Source organism: Burkholderia sp. Ac-20353, from assembly GCF_017104785.1.
GTDB lineage: Bacteria > Pseudomonadota > Gammaproteobacteria > Burkholderiales > Burkholderiaceae > Burkholderia.
Genome location: NZ_JAAGPL010000194.1, coordinates 1 through 16092 on the forward strand (window position 1 = coordinate 1; position 16092 = coordinate 16092).

A 16092-nucleotide genomic window follows, 5' to 3' on the forward strand; every position below is an offset into this window, starting at 1 on the left:
TCGAACAGAACGCGAACAAGGCGCTGGGCGTGGCCGATCGCGGCTACGTGCTCGAAACGGGGCGCGTGGTGCTCGCGGATACGGGCGCGAACCTGCTCGCGAACGACCGGATCAAGCAGGCTTATCTGGGCGGATGATGGCAGGCGCCGCCGATCCGGGCCGGATCGGCGGCGTTGCTTGCTGATGACAGGTACGCCAGAGCTTCGCAACGTCCTGTCGAAGTCTTCTCAAAGTCTTCCCAACGGTGGCCCGCATGGCGAGCGGTACGCCGACTTGGATTGAATTCGTAGTCGATTTGGCTACGATCGTAGCTTGATTGGCTACATCTTGACTGTTCAACTCCCCAGGCTCGCTCCGGATGGACTTCCTTCGGGGTTTCCGTATTGTCAGGCCCCGCATTTCCGATCGGCTGTCGTGCATCGTCGAACATTGGCGTGCTGCGACAGCGGCGGCGCCGCAACACGCCCACGCGTCACGGGCCGATTCGGAATGTGCTTTTCAACACGTCGCGCAGATGGAGCGCGGCCCGATTGCCGTCGTCCGCCAGGACATGGATCAGATGCGGCGGAAGATCGGGCAGCACGATCCCCGCGACGTGGGTCGTCAGATTGCCGGATACGCGATCGCGTTCGATCAGGCCCACCGCGAGGCCGCTTGCGATGCAGGCTTCGACGGCCGGCGAACTCGCGCTCTCGAGCAGCACCCGATGCGCGATCCGGTGCTTCTTCAGCGCGGTCAGCGCCGTGTCCCGGTACGGACAACCCGGCAACTGCACCGCGATCGGCAGCGGCGCATCGCGATCGAACGTGAACGTGCGCGCGGCAACCCAGACGGGATGGGTCCTGGCGAGCAGTTCTCCGTGCGGCGGCGCCTTGGGCAGCACGGCAATCGTGATGTCCAGCTGACCGCGGGCGAACCGCTGCAGCAGTTCTTCACTGGAGCGCGCTTCCACGGTCAATTCGAGCAATGGCCGGTCGGCCGCGAAGCGCGGCAGGAAATCCGCCATGAATCGTGCGGCGTACGCGTCGGGGATCCCGAGTCGCAGTTTGCCCGTCAACATCTGCGGGGACAGCGACTCGACGAGCCGATCGTGACTCGACAGAAAATCCGTGGTGTCGGCAAGCAGCTTTTGACCGAACTGCGTCAGTTCGACCGCTTGATTGTTTCGCGTGAACAGCCGCTGTTCCACCATCTCCTCGAGCTTCTGAATCTGGGCGGTGACAGCGGACGGGCTGCGATTCACGTGGACGGCGGCGTCCTTGAAGCGGCCGAGCTTTGCGACGGCATGGAACGTACGCAGCAGATCGACGTCGAGGGTGCGGGGCATGATTTCGAAACGCTGAATGACTGATTCAGATAACTTCGATTGACGGAATGACTGGCGCTCCCTATCTTCGGTTCAACAGGCGCCCACGTCAATCGAGCTTGATGCGTGCCCGACGAACGATATTCGAAATCCTCAACATCGTCGTATCCATGCCGCCATTCCTGATCCAGTTCGTTTTCGTGTTGTCGTGGAGTTCCGGTTTCATCGGCGCAAAGATCGGCGCGGAGACGGCCGGCGCCTTCAACCTGTTGTTCTGGCGTTTCCTGCTCGTCACGATCTGTCTCGCGATCGTCCTCAACCGGCAGCTCGGGCGATTGACGCTCGAAAAGATCCGCTATCACGCGGCGATCGGATGCCTGTCGCAGTTTCTGTATCTGGCCTGCGTATACGTGGCGATCCAGAATGGCGTGCCGCCGGGGATCGCGGCGATCGTCGCCGCGTTGCAGCCGCTGATCACCGCGGCAATGACCGCGCTCGAAGGCAGCGAGCGCGGTGGCGCGCGTGAATGGTCCGGGCTCGTGGTCGGTTTCATCGGCGTCGGCATCGTCACAGGCGGGCAATATCTGTGGTCGCCCGCGTCCGTCAGCATCGTCATGTACGTGCTGCCGCTCGTATCCGCGCTGGGATTGTCGCTTGCGACGATCCATCAGCGGCGGCGCGCGCTCGCGGCCGGCCCCGGCAACGACGACGGCCTGTTCCTGCCGCTGTTCGTGCAGGGCTGCGTCAGTCTCGTCCTGTTTGCGTTGTGCGGCCTCGCTACGCACGAGCTGCACGTGCCGACGCAGCCGAGCGTCTGGTTGTCGGTCGTGTGGCTGACTGTATTCTCGACCTTCGTCGCGTACCTGTCGTTGTGGGCGTTGCTCAGGAGAATGCCTGCGACGCGCGTGGCGGTCCTCGTCTATCTCGAGCCGCCCGTCACGTTGACCTGGGCCGCGCTGATGTTCGGCGACCGGATCCAGGGCTCGACGTGGGTCGGTATCGTCGTCGTTGCGATCGGCGTGTGGCTGGCGAGCAAACCGGGCGAGCGAGCCGGGCGGCAGCAGGGTTCGGAAATGGAAGCGGCCGGCCGCTGAGATTCGTCGCGCCGCGTCGGGCGGGGACGTCCGGCTCAAGCGTCGTCACCGCGCATTCGACGCAACGCTACGCCGCGTCACTGTCGTCAGCCGCGTCCAGATTCCTGCGCAAGCCGGCAATGACGCGTCGCGTCGCGTCGAGATCATCCACCGACAATCCGTCCGACAGGCGGTTCACCCACGCGGCCTGAAGGTTCATCGCCGCATCGAAGGCCTGCTTGCCGCTGTCGGTCAGCACGACGAGCTGCGCACGACGATGGTGCGGGTTCACGTCGAAGCGGACCAGGCCTTCCGCTTCCAGATCGTTGACGATGCGCTGGACGTTCTGCCGGTTCGCGCCAAGATCGCGCGCGATCCACGCGACCGGCTGCGGCTGCCCGGCGCCGGCGACCGCGCCGAGAATCTGCCAGCGCGCGCTCGTCAGCCCGAGCCCGGCGACCAGCCGATCGCCGGATGCCAGCATCCGGCTGTTGAGCCGGAAGAAATCGAGAATGAAATCGGTCAGGATCTCGCCCGCCGGTGTCCGCTTTGTCTTTCTCATCTGTCACCATCAATTCAAATTGACATCATGGTGTCAATGGTCTATACCTGTGCCGTGTCAAATTGACATCATGCAACCAAATTGATGGAGCCGATCATGCCACACTTTCGCCCGCTCGACCCCGAATTTCCGATCGACCGCCAGCTTGCCGAGGAGGCGGGGCCGGTCGTGCTCGTGAATCTCTTCGTGCTGGATGCGGCCGATGAAGCGACGTTCCTGCAGGTCTGGCAGGACGATGCCGCGTTCATGAAGCGGCAGCCGGGCTTCATCTCGACGCAGCTGCATCGTGCGCTCGGCGAGCGTCCGACCTATCTGAATTACGCGATCTGGGAATCGACCGCGCAGTTTCGCGCGGCGTTCATGCATCCGGAGTTTCGCTCGAAGTTGTCCGGGTACCCGGCGTCGGCGGTGGCGTCGCCGCATCTGTTCCGGAAGGTGGCGGTGGAGGGGATCTGTGTCGATTGAGCCGCGGCGGGACCCGCGTAGCGAGCGCTATCCGTCGCGCGTTACCGTGTTGCCCTTCATTGTCGCGCCGTGAGCAGCTTGATACCCATCCCGACGAACAGCAGCCCGCTGCCACGCTTGATCGCCTGGATCCAGCGGCTCATGCGGAAGCCTCGATGCAATCGATGGACACCGGCCGAGTAGAGGCTATGAACGAGCATCACCGTGCAGGCGATCGTCGCGTACATCACGACGAACTGCATGGCCAGCGGGCGATCGTGCGCGATGAACTGCGGCATGAACGCGGACAGGAAGATGAGCGTCTTCGGATTGCTTCCGGAGACGAGCAGCGCTTCCCGGAACAGTTTCTTCCGGTCTGGCGCGATGGCGGGCGTTTCGCCGGTCGTCGCATCGGAACCGGCTCGCGGGCCGCGCAATTGCCTCACGCCCAGAACCATCAGGTACAGCGCGCCGACGACCTTCATCGCGACGAACAGCGGCGGCATCGCGGCCAGCAACGCGCCGACGCCCAGCGCGACGAGCACGACGACGGCCCCTTGCGCAACCAGATTGCCGGCGATGGTCGCGGCCGTGCCGTGGCTGCCGTACCGCACGGTATTCCGGACGACGAGGAGCACGTTGGGCCCCGGCGACAACGTGGTGGCGAGATAGGCCGCTGCAAAGAGAATCCAGGTCTGAACGGACATGCGTCGCTCCGTGTAGTCGATACCGCGTGGCTTGATGCGGCAATCATGCCACGACGGCGTCGACGCTGCGCTGGACCGCCCCGCATTTGCGCTGCATCTGCGTCGCATCTCCGCGACGCGCGCTTCAGTCTCCCGCGCAGATCACGCGCAACGCGCGATCCAGAAATTCCAGCATCGCGCTGACCTTCGGCAAGCGTTCGCGATGACGCGGCCAGATCAGGTTGACGGGCAACCCCGTCGTCGCGGAGGCGGGCAGCACGTCGACCAGTTCGCCGCTGCGAAGCGCGTCGCGAATCATCCAGGTCGCCAGTTGAGCGACTCCGAAACCGGCCTTCACCGCCTGAACCTGCGCTTCGCCGCTGCCGACGATGATGCGGCCGTTCATGGTCCGGCGTCTGATTTGTCCGTCCGCCCCGGCCATGACCCACGGACTCACGCTGCCGTCGGCGCGGCCGTAGGTCACGCAATCGTGCTGCTCGAGATCCTCCACGTCGCGTATGGCCGGACGTTGCGCCAGATAGCGCGGCGCCGCACAGAAGATCACGCGCTCCCGGCCGATGGTCCGATGCGCGAGCAGGCTGGAAAGCGGGGCGACGTCGCCGATTCGCACCGCGAGGTCGATTCCTTCCTCGACCGGATCGACGAAGCGGTCCGTCAACGACGTATGCAGCTTCACGCGTGGGTGACGCTCGGCGAAGTCGAGCAGCAGCGGCAGCACGTGCAGGTGGCCGAACGTCACGGGCAGGTCCACGCGCAGTTGGCCGGCCGGTTCGGTGTGCTCGGCGGCAAGATCGATTTCGGCCGCTTCGAGGTCCGCCATGATGCGGGTGCAGGTGCGATGGAACGCCTCGCCCGCGCTGGTGAGCGCGAGGCGGCGCGTCGTGCGTTCGAAGAGCCGCGCGCCGAGCCGCGCTTCCAGCCGCGCGATGCTCTTGCTGACCGCCGAGGTCGTGAGATGGAGCCGTTCCGCCGCGGCCGTGAAGCTCCCGGCTTCGGCAATGGCAACGAAGACTTCGATCCCTTTGAGACGTTCTGTCGACATCAGCGCGCGCGTTAGCGTGAATGAGGGCTCAATTCTCCCTGCAATTTCCGTTGCGTGGTGGAAATGTCGTTCGACTGTGGCCAGCGGCGGGCGAAACGCGGCGTCACCGCATGGTTCGTGCTATTGCCCGGCGCCACCCGGCACACGAAGGCCAGCGTTCAAGCGCGCGGGCCGGCGGCGGCCGATCGCGAGCGCGATCAGCGCGGCGAGCAGCGCGATCGCCGCAGCAACGTAGCCGATATTGGCGAGCGCGCTGCGCTCGATCGTGTAGCCGCCGACGATCGCGCCGAGGCCGATGCCCGCGTTGGCGGCCGACACGTTCAGCGTGCCGGCCAGCGCCTGCGCATGCGATGCGGCTTTCATCACGCGCACCTGGCAGACCGGGTAGAGCGCCGTATAGGCGATGCCCCACACGGCCAGCGCCGCGCCCAGCCAGAGAACCGATGACGCGAGCGGCACGCTCGCCGCCATGCCGATGCCGAGCAGCAGCACGAAGACGGCGGTTGCGCCGGCCGGATGGCGATCGACGCAGCGTCCGCCGAGCCAATTGCCCGCGAGTCCGACCGCGCCGAAACCCATCAGCCACCAGCCGACCTGCGCGGGCGGCACATGTGCGACGCGTTCGAGCAGATCGGCGAGATACGTGTACGCCGTGAACATGGCGGTGAACACGACGACCGACAATGCGACGTTCGCGATGACGTGGCGATCGCCGACGATGCCTAGCTGCGCGGTGATACGCATTCTTTCCGGTCGCGCAAGCATCGGCATGAAGGCCGCGAGTGACAAGGCCATCACGAGCGACAGCACCGCGAGGCCGGCGAACGCGCCGCGCCAGCCGATCGCGTTGGCTGCGACGGTGCCGAGCGGGATGCCGAACAGTGTGGCCGCGGCGATGCCGAGATAAACCTGCGACACTGCGCGGCCGGCCTGATCGGGGCCGGCCAGCTGGCTCGTGGTCTCGCTCGCGGTGCCCCAGAACACGGGAAGCAGCAGCGCGGGGATGAAGCGGGCGATTGCGAGCACCCACGCGTTCGGCGCCAGCGCCGCGAGCGTGTTGGCGGCGGCGAACACGAACATGATCGCGACGAACAGCCGCTTGCGCTCGACGTGCGACAACGCCGCGGTCAGCACCGGGCCGAACAGCATCACCGTGAACGCGAACAGCGTGACGAACTGCCCGGCGGTTGAAATCGAAATCCGGAGGTCGCGCGCGAGCGCGGGAAGCAAGCCGACGATCAGGAATTCGGTGGTGACGATGACGAACGCGGAAATCGCGAGCAGCGCAATGGACAGGGCACGTGGTGAAGCATCGGTGGCGGACATGGAATACGGTCTCGTGAGGCTGGAAGTCCTCACAGCGTATTCATGGCCGTGTGTCTTATCTTGGGTGAATATTCATCCCAGTGTTGACGGCGGGGAAACAATCGGACCGTGGGCGGCGAGATGCCCGATGCGATGTGGCGCTGCACACCGCATACCGCCCACCGCCCGCACCGCCCGTACCGCCCGTACCGCCCGTACCGCCCGTACCTTAAGCGTGCTTCGCCAGATACTTGCCGATCAGCATCATCTGCGCGGTCCACCCGTGGTCGTTCATCTCGTACGCCTTCGCACGGCGCTCGGCGAACAGCTGGTCGAATCCGGATTCGGTCAGCGTCAGCAGCGTGCCGTCCGGCCTGTCGTCGAGCGCGAACGTCACGAGCGTCATCGGCTCGCTCGAATAATCGATGTCGGGATTGATCGCGAACGGGTGCCAGCGGAACGCGAACAGGTGCTTCGGTTCGACGCGGTCGACGGCGATTTCGAACACCGCGCCGGCATACGGCTCCTGCGCCTTTGCGACATCCGCGTCGACGGTCGTCGGCGTGATCCGGCCGAACAGCCGCTGGCCGGCGACGAACGGCCCGTCGAACGTCACGCCGAACCAGCGGCCGAATTCCCCGGAATTGCTGACGGCTTCCCATACACGCTCCAGCGGGGCGGGCAACAGGGTCTGCTTTTCGATGCGATCGGTCTGCTGGGTCATGACGTTCTCCATGAGTGCGTTCATCCACTGCAAAATGATCCACGGCCATACGGCGGGCGCGCGCAACGGTCGCGCATCGCGGGTCATGCGCCGCGCGCGTCAGCGCATGACCGCGTCCGGCACGTCGATCACGACGTCCGACGTCGCGACCGCCACGCACGGCAGCGTATAGCCTTCGGCCTTTTCCTCGCGGCTCAGCCCCGGCCACTCTATCGTGTAGCGCACGCTGCCGCTGACGATCTTGCACAGGCAGGTGCGGCACGTACCGTTGCGGCACGAACGCGGCAGCGACACGTTGGCGAACGCGGCTGCCTCGAGCAGCGTCAGCGAGTCGGGCGCGTCGAAGCACACGCCGAGCGGTTCGACGCACACGGTTGGGGGACGTTCGGGTTCGGTCATGTCGGAAAAAAGCGGCAAATCGGTCACGGCAAGCCGCCAAGCATACCCGAACCCGTTTGCAGCCGACCCGCCGCCCATCCGCCACCCGCCCGGCGCCTATCCGCCGCCTATCCGCCGTCTACCCAGCGGGCGCTCCGTCAGTGCCGGCGCAGATGCCGGTACACGGTATTGCGCGCGAGCCCCAGTTCCCGCGCGGCCGCCGACACGTTGCCACCGTGCCGCGCGAGCGCCGCACCGATCACTGCCGCCTGGTGATCCAGCAGCGTCGTGGCGTCGGCCGCCGCCGCAGCTGTCGCGTGCGGCTCCGCGGGCAGCGCGTCGCAGTCGAGCCAGAAATCGTCGGGCAGATGCGCGAGTGCGATCTCCGATTCGTCTTCGGCCAGCATGCCCGCGGTGCGCAGCACGTTGGTCATCTGCCGCAGGTTGCCGGGCCAGCGGTGACGCGCGAACGCGGCGAGCACGTCGGGCGCGATCCGGCGCGGCATCGGCTCGCTGCGCGCGAGACGCTCGAGTATCCGTTCGACGAGCACCGGCAGGTCGGTGCGCGTCGCGAGCGGCGGCAGCGTCACCGCGAGCCCGTTGATCCGGTAGAACAGATCCTCGCGGAACGTGCCTGCCGCGATCATCGCGCGCAGGTCGCGGTGCGTCGCGCACACCACGCGCACGTCGACCGGCACCGCGCGCGCGCCGCCGAGCGGCATCACCGCGCGTTCCTGCAGCACGCGCATCAGCCGCACCTGCTGCGCGAGCGGCATGTCGCCGATCTCGTCGAGAAACAGCGTGCCGCCGTCGGCCTGCACGATCTTGCCGGGGCTGCCGCGCTTGCGCGCGCCGGTGAACGCGCCGTCTTCATAGCCGAACAGCTCGGCCTCGATCAGCGAATCGGGCAGCGCCGCGCAGTTGACCGCGACGAACGGGCCGTCCGCGAGCGGCGATGCGTAATGCAGTGCGCGCGCGAGCCATTCCTTGCCGGTGCCGGTCTGCCCGAGGATCAGCAGCGGCAGGTCGCGTCCGCGGATTTTCGCGACCCGTTCGAGCACGGCGGCCATCCGCGTGTCGCCGGTGTCGAGTGTCGCGAACGTGATCGCGTCGGGATCGCCCGCACGGGTGCGCGCAGCGGGTACGGTGGCCGGCGTGACGGCGACGGCCGTTTTCTGCGCGTCCGCGAATTCGCAGCGCGCGAGCACGCGCACGCCGCTCGACAGCGTGAGCCGGAACAGCGCACCCGGTGCGCGGGCCGCCTGCTGCGCGAGCATCCCGAAGCGCATGCCGAACAATGCGTCGCAGCCTTGGTGCTGCAGCGCGTCGAAGGTCGCGCCGAGCTGGAATTGCGCGCTGCGGTTCGCGGCGATCAGCCCGCCGTCGGGCCCGAACGCGACGAGGCCCGCGAACAGCGAATCGATGCATTCCTCGTGCGCATGAAAGCGCACGCGCAGCGCTTCCGCGCACTGGTTCGCGAACAGGTGGTTCTCGATCAGCTGCGCGGACATTCGCACGAGCGCGAGCGTATGCGGACTGAAGCCGCGCGGATCGCCGCTCACGTCGAGCGTGCCGATCGTGCGCCCGAACGGGTCGACGATCGGCGCACACGAGCAGGTGAGGATGTGGTTCGCGCGCAGGAAGTGTTCCGACGCGTGCACGGCGAGCGCCTGCCCCGATACGAGCGCGGTGCCGATCGCGTTGGTGCCGCGTGCGCCTTCCGCCCACGACACGCCCGGGCACAACGCGACGCGGTTGGCTTTCTCGATGAAGTCGGCGTCGCCGATGCTGTGCAGGATCACGCCGTCCGGGCCGGTCAGCAGCACGAGGCTTTGGGTGTCGGCGATCTGCGCATGGAGGTTTTCCATCACCGGGCGCGCATGCGCGAACAGCGCGTGATGGGTGTCGATCAGCTCGCGCAGCGCGATGCGCGACAGCGGCGAGAAATCGGGCTGCTCGTCCGCGCGCAGCCCGACCGCCGTCGAACGGGCATGCGCCTGCGCGAGCAGGTCGATGCGGCCCGCGGTGGCGGGCAGCACGGAAGATTGCGGCATTTCGTGTCTCCAGTTTCCGTCGGCGAGGTGCGTTCCGCGCTCGCAACGTTGTACCCCGCGCGGAGCCGGCCGCGCGGGTACGCCGGTACGCCTCATCATACAAGCGCCGCTCGCGTTGCGCGACCGCGTACAAATTCCGCTTGCTTTTGGAATGGCGCCTGCAATGATGGAAATGGAGCACGCACGCGCCGTGTTCCGCATCGCAACATGCATGCGACGCGACATGCATCCGTTCGGGAGACGCATCATGGTTCGGACGGAACTCAGGGTCGTACTGGCGGCAATCGCCACGTTCATCATGCTGGCCGGTATCGCGGTCGCGATCCACGGCCTCCTGTTCGATCTGGAAGACGCGGTGCGCTACGGCACTGCAGCAATCGCGCTGGGCATTACGACGACTGCGATCGCGCTGAACGTGTGGCCGAAAGACCCGCACTGACGCCGGCCCGGATCCGGTGCCGGATCACCCATTGTGCTGACGAACACCGCGTCGGAATGACGCGTGCCGCAAAATTTGCCTCCTGCGCGAAACCGTCTAAAGTGAATGCAACCGGTACGCATTGTCCGCGCCTTACTCCCGCGCGGTGTGCCACTGCCGGTCTGCCCGCGAGCACATCGTCCGGCCGGTAGCGGACGACGTACGCGGTCATTCATTTTCTACCGGTCGGTCGAGGCGGCTCCCATGCAGATCAATTTCCCGAACGAGGCGCCCGAGTATTCGGGGCGCGAACTGACGCTCGCGTTTCCGGCGTTGGTCAATGGCGAGCGAGTCCAATGCCACATCACCGCCGAGGCGCTCGAAGACCACTTCGGCGCGGCATCGCCGCGTTTCGAGGATATGGTCGGTGCGTTCGACATGCACCGGGATCGCATCGAGGCGGCGGCGCGGCGCCTGCTGTCGGAAACACGCGCGCAATGCGTGACCCTGCGTAGCGGCTACGTACGCTTCTACGAGGCGAACTGGCGGACTTGAACTTGAAGACCGGGTGTCGGTCGAGCGGGCGCCAGCGTCATGCATGGCGCCCGTGTCGTATCGGCACGGACGGCGTTCGTGCGCGCGCGAAGCGCGGATGAAAAAACAAAACCCCTCGTTTGGAAAAACGAGGGGTTCGTCAGCAATCCGAACGCCACCCGAAGATGGCGTTTTTCGTCATGCGGCGCGGCGCGTCATGTGATGCTCATTCGCTGCCGAGATAGAAGAAGCGGAACAGGAACACGGCGGCGATGAGCCACACGATCGGCTTGACCTGGCGCGCCTGGCCCGTCAGCAGCTTGAGGCCGCCGTATGCGATGAAGCCGAATGCGACGCCGTTCGCGATCGAGTACGTGAACGGCATCAGCAGCGCGGTCAGCGCGGCCGGCACGGCTTCGGTCGCGTCGTCCCACGGCACCTCGACCATCTCGCGCAGCATCAGGCACGACACGTACAGCAGCGCGGGCGCGGTCGCATAGCCGGGCACGACGCCCGCGAGCGGCGCGATGAACAGGCACGCGAGGAACAGCACCGCGACGGTGAGCGCCGTCATCCCGGTGCGGCCGCCGGCCTGCACGCCCGACGCGCTTTCGATGTACGCAGTCGTCGACGACGTGCCGAGCACCGAACCCGCGACGATCGCGGTGCTGTCGGCGAGCAGCGCCTTGTTCAGGCGGTCCATCTTGCCGTGGACGAGCAGACCCGCGCGGTTCGCGACGCCCATCAGCGTGCCGGTTGCGTCGAACAGCTCGACGAGGAAGAACACGAGGATCACGTTGATGATGCCGGTCGACAGCGCGGCGCCGATATCGAGCTTGAACAGCGTCGCATCGATCGACGGCGGCGCGGAGAACACGCCGTGGAATTCGTTGCCGCCGAAGAAGAACGACAGGATCGTGACGCCGATGATGCCGATCAGGATCGCGCCGCGCACGCGCAGGTGGTCGAGCGTGACGATCGTGAAGAAGCCGATGATCGCGAGGATCGTGGTCGGCTTGTGCAGGTCGCCGAGCGTGACGAGCGTAGCCGGGCTGCCGACGATCACGCCGGACGTCTTCAGCGAGATGATGCCGAGAAACAGGCCAATGCCTGCGGTGATCGAGATCCGCAGCGATTTCGGAATGCCGTTGACGATCGCTTCGCGCACGCGGAACAGCGTGACGAGCAGGAACAGGCAGCCGGAGATGAACACGGCGCCGAGCGCGGCCTGCCACGAGAAGCCGAGGCCTTTCACGACGGTGTACGCGAAATACGCGTTGAGGCCCATGCCGGGCGCGCACGCGATCGGGTAGTTCGCATACAGGCCCATGATCAGCGACGCGAGTGCGGCGACGAGGCAGGTCGCGACGAACACGGATTCCTTCGGCATGCCCGCGTCACCGAGGATCGCGGGGTTCACGAAGATGATGTAGGCCATCGTCAGGAACGTAGTGACGCCCGCGAGTATTTCGGTGCGGAAGTCGGTGCCGGCTTCTTCGAAGCCGAAATACCGCTTGATGGATTCCATGAAGACGTTTCTCCGGTCGGGTTGTCGTGTTGCTTGTTGAGTCGAGTTGTTGTATGCGCGGCCAACCGTGCACGGTCGGCGTAATGTAACCAGCCACTAATGCCGGTCTATCGGCGGATTGTAATAGCCGGGATAGGTCGGACGATATAGTCGTGGGGCGCGATCGGCGGACGGCACGGCAAGACTGACAGCGTGGCCGCGCGGCGGCGCGCATTTTACCGGTTCGCACGGAGAAGGCGGCGGAAAGGGGGAAGCGGCGGAATGCGGGTGCAAACGCGGGTGCAAAGCGGGCAGCGGCATACGCGCAGCTACGACGTGCGCAAGTGTGTCGCCAGCATCGACACGCGGATGAAACGGAGCGGCCGCATGCTGAACGGAAGCAGTGCGCACGTGCGGTGCAAATTGCGGCAGGTGCCAGGTGGCATGCGACAGCGGCGCACGCGGGCGCGGAACGATGCATTCGATTCGTCAGTCCGGCGCACCGTGGGCATCGGGCTATGCTGCTCCGAAGCCGTTCCGCCCGCAACAGTCATATCGTGCTGCAGTGCGGACTGTGGTTTCTGTGTAAAAGATTGCAAGACCACATCGCGTTAACCGGCAACTCTTTCTAGGATAGAGACTCCGCGCACACACGCCGGGCCGATCGCCGCCGACGCCGGGGAAGTCGACGGCCCGTGCAGCGCCAGTGCGTGAAGTGTGGCGGCGGCCGTTGCGCGTACGGGCAGGCGCGGGGCCGGTTGCGATTGCCCGATGCGGGTTTGTCCGTTTTCACGGAGGTCAGCATGTTGAACTGGATCAGCCGTTGGGCGATGCGGCACGCTCCCACACCGGAGAAAACCGCTGCGTCGATGCTCGTCACTGCGCGCATGGAACTGTTTACTGCCGAGCAGCGCGTCATCGATGCGAAATTACAAGCGGATTACTGGCGCGCGCGCGTGTCCTTTCTCGAGGAGGTGCAGAAGCAGGGCATCGATCCTTGGGTGAGCGCGCAGGCGTCGCAACGTCCCGAGATCGAATCCAGTCCTCGCGGCACAGGCCCGCGTCTCGCCGCCAGCACCTGATGTCGGCGCGCGAGCGCTCGCGGCACGCATCGGCGTGCCGCGTCATTCGTGGCGCACCTGCGATGCATCGCAGGTGCGTTCACGCAGTTGCGTACCGCAGTTGCGTACTGCAGTTGCGTACCGCAGTTGCGTTCTGTAATTGCGTGAGTTTCGTCACAGCGTCATCACGCGCCGTTTGCGCGTGACAGCGTTCGCATCATTCCCGCCTTCGCCAGACGCCGCGCATCATGTGCCGCATCCGTGCGAGCGCGCGCCGCAATCGCGTGTCGCGCTGCACGTACACAGTCGTGATCGATGCCTCGACCGGCCGGTCGGCATCCGTGCTCAGCCAGATGCGTTCGCCGCGCGCAATGCGCAGCACGTCGCCGGGCCGTATCCAGTAATCGTCGACGCTCGACACGCGCGTCAGCCACAGCGGCGCGTCGTGCGAACGGATTTCGGCATCGTTCGGCGCGCGCCACGTCAGCGTCTTGCGCGGCGCGACGGCAAAGTGAATCACGACTCTCGGCAATGCGATCGCGTCCGGGCGGCGCAGATCGGGACGAACAAACAACTGGCGGGCTTGGTCCATCGTCATCTCCATCCGTTGAGCCGGGCGGATGACGTGCACCAGAACAAAAAGGCCTCATCCGTTTCCGGCGAGGCCTTGTGTGACATGCGGTACTGCTGTCGATGCTAACGCACAAGCGCCTCCGGTGACTCGCCCCAATGGGCGTTCACTCGGTGATTAATCGCGATGGCGACGAGCTTGAACGTAGGCATGCGAACGAGTGTGTCGTGCAGGCGCTGCGTTGTCAACGGAAATTTCGAGATACGCGCGGCTTACGCGTCGCGCTGCGCGAGCGCGTTCACGAGCAGTTCGGACAGCAGGCCCGTCATCCCGTTCGGGTGCTCGGCCGCGCGCACCTTCAGCTGCTCGACCAGCTCGGCATTGAGCTTGCACGCGAACGGCACGAGCCCTTGCTCCTGGTCGAGCTTGCGCTGCGCGCGGCGGTCGAGCGGGGTGGCCGCTTCGGAACCCTTGCCGAAGCGCGCGGAGCCCGACTGCTTCATCGCGTGCGTCAGCTTGAGCGCCTTGTTCTTTTCGAGATCGGTTTTCTTCATGGCCATCGCGGCACCTCCGGGAAAATGAAGCCGCGATTGTACGCATTTCGCCGGGCGGTGCGTGCGCTTTGGCTTTTGTTACGCTCCCTTCGTCGCGCCCCAGTTGCCGCCGTGCGCGGCCGCCTGCGCGGCGGGCGACCGTGCGAGGTACTCGAGCGCCTGCTCGGTCGAGCCTTCGTGGTGCGGGGTGTAGCCCGGCTTGAAGTAGCGCAGCGCCGCGCCGATCACCTTCCAGAACGACGGCAGGTGTCCGCGCCGCGAGCCCTGCCACCACGCCAGCGCGAACCCCGGATAGCGGCCCGCGGCCGGATCGCGCCGGTACATGAATTTCGCGCCCTTCGTGATGTAGTAGAGCAGCAGCACGATCACGAACGCCATGTGCAGGCAGCGCTCGGGATACGTGCCGCCCAGGTGCCGGTAGATGTCGAACGCGACGGTGCGGTGCTCGACTTCCTCGGCGCCGTGCCAGCGCAGCAGGTCGACCATCGTCGGATCGGCGTGGCCTTCGTCGAGCCCGTGCGCGTTCAGCACCCAGTTGCCGAGGTAGCCGAAGAAGTGCTCGAGCGACGCGATCACCGCGAGCTGCTGGCGCAGCCAGAAGCGCGTATGGCCGATCTTCAGGCCGAACGGCGCTTCGCCGAGCACGCGCGTAAACAGCCAGTTGAGCTTCTGCGTGAACGGCTTCGTGTCGATGCCGTGGCGGTCGTAGTAGTGCTTGAGCACGCCGCCATGCGAGCGCGAATGCACGGCCTCCTGCCGCAGGAAGCCTTCGGCCTCGTCGCGCAGGCGTGCGTCGGTGATCTGCGGCAGCGCCTTGTTGTACACGCGGCAGAACCACAGCTCGCCTTCCGGAAACAGCAGGTTCAGCGTGTTGATGATGTGCGTGCTGCCCGGATCGTTCGGCACCCACGTGATCGGCGTGTCGCTGAAGTCGAACTTCACGTGGCGGGCCTTGATCGGGTGGTAGTCGGCGGTAGCGGTCATGTGTGTCTCCCTGTGCGGCGGTGTTGCAGCGTTGTTGCGCCGTTGTTGTGCCGTCAATGCGATGCCATGCTGACGCGGGCGATCATCCGGCCGAGCCACGGCATGAAGCGGCCGACGAAGCGCAGCGCGTGCGCTTCGGTGCCGACCGCGACGACCGGCCGGTTGCGCAGCACGCCGTCGACCATCGCCTGTGCAACGGTTTCCGGTTTCAGGCCGCGCATCTGGTAGAGCTTCGTCGCGCGCTTGCGCAGGCGCGCTTCGTCCTGCGCATTGGCGCCCGCGTATTGCGTCGACGCCATGATTCCGGTTTCAGCGAAGCCGGGGCAGACGGCCGTCACGCCGATGCCTTTGCCGGCCAGTTCCGCACGCATGCATTCGCTGAGCATCAGCACGGCGGCCTTGGTCGTCGCGTACGCGGGCAGGTCGCGCGACGGCCCGAACGCGGCCGCGGACGCGGTGTTGACGATGTGGCCGCCGCTGCCGCGCGCGGCCATCTGCTGCGCGAACAGCCGCGAGCCGTGGATCACGCCCCACAGGTTCACGTGCAGGATCCGCTCCCAGTGCGCGGCGCTCGTGTCGAGAATGCCGCCCGCCATGCCGATGCCCGCGTTGTTGATCACGACGTCCGCACCGCCGAGCGCGCTGCCGACCCAGTCGGCCAGCGCTTCCATCTCGTCGGCCGAGCCGACGTCGACGCGCCGAGCATGCGCGTGCGCGCCGATCAGCCGGACCAGCAGCGCGGTGCGCTCGGCGGCCGCTTGGTCGATGTCGACCGCGACGATCTCCGCGCCTTCGCGCGCGAACGCGAGCGCCGCGCAGCGGCCGATCCCGCTGCCCGCGCCGGTGACGACCGCGACCTTGCCGCTGA

18 protein-coding genes and 1 pseudogene are annotated in these 16092 nt (G+C 66.2%); 6 read left to right on the plus strand and 13 right to left on the minus strand.

All coding sequences use genetic code 11. The features are described 5' to 3' along the window. Positions 1-137: pseudogene (locus G3N94_RS33400) on the plus strand (branched-chain amino acid ABC transporter ATP-binding protein); the annotation flags it as partial. Between the two features lie 335 nt (positions 138-472). Here G3N94_RS33400 and G3N94_RS33405 read toward each other — a convergent pair. Then, positions 473-1327, minus strand: a complete 855-nt coding sequence (locus G3N94_RS33405) for a LysR substrate-binding domain-containing protein (protein ID WP_205797971.1) — start codon at positions 1325-1327, stop codon at positions 473-475. A 149-nt stretch (positions 1328-1476) separates the two neighbouring features. On the opposite strand from G3N94_RS33405, the gene G3N94_RS33410 reads away from it, so the two are divergent. Next, on the plus strand, positions 1477-2400 hold the full coding sequence (locus G3N94_RS33410; protein WP_205798003.1) for a DMT family transporter: 924 nt from the start codon (positions 1477-1479) through the stop codon (positions 2398-2400). A gap of 67 nt (positions 2401-2467) precedes the next feature. Here the strand turns inward: G3N94_RS33410 and G3N94_RS33415 are convergent, their stop codons facing one another. Further along, a complete protein-coding gene (locus tag G3N94_RS33415) occupies positions 2468-2941 on the minus strand; it encodes a MarR family winged helix-turn-helix transcriptional regulator (protein ID WP_205797973.1) in 474 nt (157 codons plus the stop codon). Between the two features lie 96 nt (positions 2942-3037). Here G3N94_RS33415 and G3N94_RS33420 point away from each other — a divergent pair, with 96 nt between their 5' ends. Then, a complete protein-coding gene (locus tag G3N94_RS33420) occupies positions 3038-3406 on the plus strand; it encodes an antibiotic biosynthesis monooxygenase family protein (RefSeq protein ID WP_205797975.1) in 369 nt (122 codons plus the stop codon). Between the two features lie 56 nt (positions 3407-3462). On the opposite strand, the gene G3N94_RS33425 is transcribed toward G3N94_RS33420, so the two are convergent. From G3N94_RS33425 to G3N94_RS33450, 6 genes are all read right to left on the minus strand, one after another. Next, complete coding sequence (locus tag G3N94_RS33425) at positions 3463-4092, minus strand: LysE family translocator (protein WP_205797977.1); 630 nt, start codon at positions 4090-4092, stop codon at positions 3463-3465. Between the two features lie 124 nt (positions 4093-4216). Continuing rightward, positions 4217-5134, minus strand: coding sequence for a LysR family transcriptional regulator (locus tag G3N94_RS33430; RefSeq protein ID WP_205797979.1), 918 nt, complete (start codon positions 5132-5134; stop codon positions 4217-4219). A 120-nt stretch (positions 5135-5254) separates the two neighbouring features. Continuing rightward, entirely contained in the window at positions 5255-6460 is a 1206-nt protein-coding gene (locus G3N94_RS33435; protein ID WP_205797981.1) for an MFS transporter, read from the minus strand. Positions 6461-6668: 208 nt separating this feature from the next. After that, positions 6669-7163 (minus strand): SRPBCC family protein, encoded by a 495-nt coding sequence (locus tag G3N94_RS33440; RefSeq protein ID WP_205797983.1) that lies wholly within the window; start codon positions 7161-7163, stop codon positions 6669-6671. A gap of 99 nt (positions 7164-7262) precedes the next feature. Beyond that, on the minus strand, positions 7263-7562 hold the full coding sequence (locus tag G3N94_RS33445; RefSeq protein ID WP_205797985.1) for a 2Fe-2S iron-sulfur cluster-binding protein: 300 nt from the start codon (positions 7560-7562) through the stop codon (positions 7263-7265). A gap of 137 nt (positions 7563-7699) precedes the next feature. Continuing rightward, a complete protein-coding gene (locus G3N94_RS33450) occupies positions 7700-9595 on the minus strand; it encodes a sigma-54-dependent Fis family transcriptional regulator (protein ID WP_205797987.1) in 1896 nt (631 codons plus the stop codon). Between the two features lie 163 nt (positions 9596-9758). Between G3N94_RS33450 and G3N94_RS33455 the strand changes: the two genes are divergently transcribed. Together G3N94_RS33455 and G3N94_RS33460 are read left to right on the plus strand one after the other, a co-directional pair. Beyond that, a complete protein-coding gene (locus G3N94_RS33455; protein WP_205797989.1) occupies positions 9759-10034 on the plus strand; it encodes a DUF2964 domain-containing protein in 276 nt (91 codons plus the stop codon). Positions 10035-10277: 243 nt separating this feature from the next. After that, positions 10278-10568, plus strand: a complete 291-nt coding sequence (locus G3N94_RS33460) for a DUF1488 domain-containing protein (RefSeq protein WP_124599140.1) — start codon at positions 10278-10280, stop codon at positions 10566-10568. 205 nt (positions 10569-10773) lie between these two features. On the opposite strand, the gene G3N94_RS33465 is transcribed toward G3N94_RS33460, so the two are convergent. Further along, positions 10774-12075 (minus strand): NCS2 family permease, encoded by a 1302-nt coding sequence (locus tag G3N94_RS33465; protein WP_205797991.1) that lies wholly within the window; start codon positions 12073-12075, stop codon positions 10774-10776. A 782-nt stretch (positions 12076-12857) separates the two neighbouring features. Between G3N94_RS33465 and G3N94_RS33470 the strand changes: the two genes are divergently transcribed. Then, a complete protein-coding gene (locus tag G3N94_RS33470; protein ID WP_205797993.1) occupies positions 12858-13136 on the plus strand; it encodes a hypothetical protein in 279 nt (92 codons plus the stop codon). Between the two features lie 196 nt (positions 13137-13332). On the opposite strand, the gene G3N94_RS33475 is transcribed toward G3N94_RS33470, so the two are convergent. The 4 genes from G3N94_RS33475 to G3N94_RS33490 form a co-directional block, all read right to left on the minus strand. Beyond that, positions 13333-13707, minus strand: coding sequence for a DUF2917 domain-containing protein (locus G3N94_RS33475; protein WP_205797995.1), 375 nt, complete (start codon positions 13705-13707; stop codon positions 13333-13335). A 251-nt stretch (positions 13708-13958) separates the two neighbouring features. Next, positions 13959-14246, minus strand: coding sequence for a hypothetical protein (locus G3N94_RS33480; RefSeq protein WP_205797997.1), 288 nt, complete (start codon positions 14244-14246; stop codon positions 13959-13961). 72 nt (positions 14247-14318) lie between these two features. Next, the gene (locus G3N94_RS33485; protein ID WP_205797999.1) at positions 14319-15224 is read right to left on the minus strand and encodes a metal-dependent hydrolase; all 906 of its coding nucleotides are present in this window, start codon (positions 15222-15224) and stop codon (positions 14319-14321) included. A 53-nt stretch (positions 15225-15277) separates the two neighbouring features. Continuing rightward, the coding region (locus G3N94_RS33490; protein WP_205798001.1) for an SDR family NAD(P)-dependent oxidoreductase at positions 15278-16092 on the minus strand (815 nt) is incomplete at its 5' end.